Origin of the sequence: Ornithinibacter sp., assembly GCF_035443565.1 — a bacterium.
Classification (GTDB): Bacteria; Actinomycetota; Actinomycetes; order Actinomycetales; family Dermatophilaceae; genus Fodinibacter.
In genome coordinates this window covers 13,132-14,525 of sequence record NZ_DAORSO010000061.1, presented here as the reverse complement: position 1 = coordinate 14,525, position 1,394 = coordinate 13,132, and the positions used below count along the sequence as shown (strand labels likewise).

Here is a 1,394-nt window from a genome sequence, read left to right as displayed (position 1 = left end):
CCGAGGACGTTGTTGATCTTGTGGGACCCGGTGTGGTTGAGGTCCTCGCGCTTGAGGATGACCCGTGCCCCACCACAGTGCGCCGCGAACCGCGGGACCTCCGTGATGATGCTCGGTCGCCCGGTGTAGGTGGCGTGCAGGTGAGCCAGCTCGGCCTGGAACTCGGGGTCGACAGCCGCCTTCTGGCGGGCCTCGTCGAGCTGGTCGAGCGCCGGGACCAGCGCCTCGGGGACGTAGCGACCACCGAACTCGCCGAACCGGCCGGGTCGGGGCAGCTCGTGCGGGGTGAGGTCGCGGATGCCGTCGTCGGTCTGGGTGTCGGTCACTGCTCGGCCTCTCGGTCGGTGATGGCGCCCGCTGCGACCATCGCGGCAGCACCGCCGCGCGGGTCACCGGTGCGCACGAGCGCCTCGCCGACCAGGACGGCGTCCGCGCCCTGGCGGGCGTAGGCACCTGCGTCGGCGGCGTCGGCGATCCCCGACTCGGCGACGGTGACGCAGCCGGGGGGGATCAGGGGGACGAGCCGCGAGAACGTCTCGGGGTGGATGTCCAGGGTCTTGAGGTTGCGGGCGTTGACACCGATGACGCTGGCGCCGGCATCGACGGCCCGCTGGGTCTCGGCCTCGTCGTGCACCTCGACCAGCGCCGTCATCCCGAGTTCGCGCACCCGCGACAGCAGGGCCCTGAGCTGCTCGTCGCTGAGGGCAGCGACGATGAGCAGGACGACGTCGGCCCCGTGGGCGCGGGCCTCCCACACCTGGTAGTCGGTGACCACGAAGTCCTTGCGCAGCACCGGGATCGTGACCGCGGCGCGCACGGCATCGAGGTCGGCGAGGCTGCCACCGAACCGGCGTGCCTCGGTGAGCACCGAGACCACGCAGGCACCCCCGGCCTGGTAGGCGGCGGCGAGTGCGGCCGGGTCGGGGATGTCGGAGAGCTCACCCTTGCTCGGGCTGGCCCGCTTGACCTCGGCGATCAGGGACAGGCCGGGCCGGCGCAGGGCCTCCTCGGCGTCGAGGGCCGGCGGTGCGGCCAGGGCGTCCCGCTCGACGTCGGCCTGCGGACGGGCCGCCTCGCGAACGGCGAGGTCCTCACGCACCCCCGCGATGATCGCGTCGAGAACGGTGCCCGCGGTGGCGTCACCCATCAGTGGATCGAGGGTGCCTGTTCGGGGTCGCGCGCGGCAGCGCCGTAACCAGCCATGGACAGCACCTTCCCCGCGACGACACCGACGACGGCCAGGACGACACCACCGACGAACAGCCAGCGGTTCGGGAACACCACCGCGAGCGACATGATCGCCGACGCGATGATGCAGATGATCACTGCCGTCCAGGCGGCGACGCTGTGCCCGTGGTCCTCGTGCTCGTCCATGTCGTCTCCATTCGTGCGGG

At 72.2% G+C, this 1,394-nt stretch carries 2 protein-coding genes and 1 pseudogene; all 3 read right to left on the bottom strand.

Annotated features, from left to right (window positions below; translation table 11 throughout):
- Window positions 1-299: pseudogene (locus PLL68_RS08340) on the bottom strand (tryptophan synthase subunit beta); the annotation flags it as partial.
- A 23-nt stretch (window positions 300-322) separates the two neighbouring features.
- Window positions 323-1,147 carry an indole-3-glycerol phosphate synthase TrpC gene (gene trpC / locus PLL68_RS08335; RefSeq protein ID WP_324533310.1) on the bottom strand — a complete coding sequence of 275 codons (825 nt, stop codon included), beginning with the start codon at window positions 1,145-1,147 and terminating at the stop codon, window positions 323-325.
- Window positions 1,147-1,394: HGxxPAAW family protein (locus PLL68_RS08330; RefSeq protein ID WP_324533309.1), on the bottom strand; the 248-nt coding region annotated here is incomplete at its 5' end. The genes trpC and PLL68_RS08330, both read right to left, overlap by 1 nt.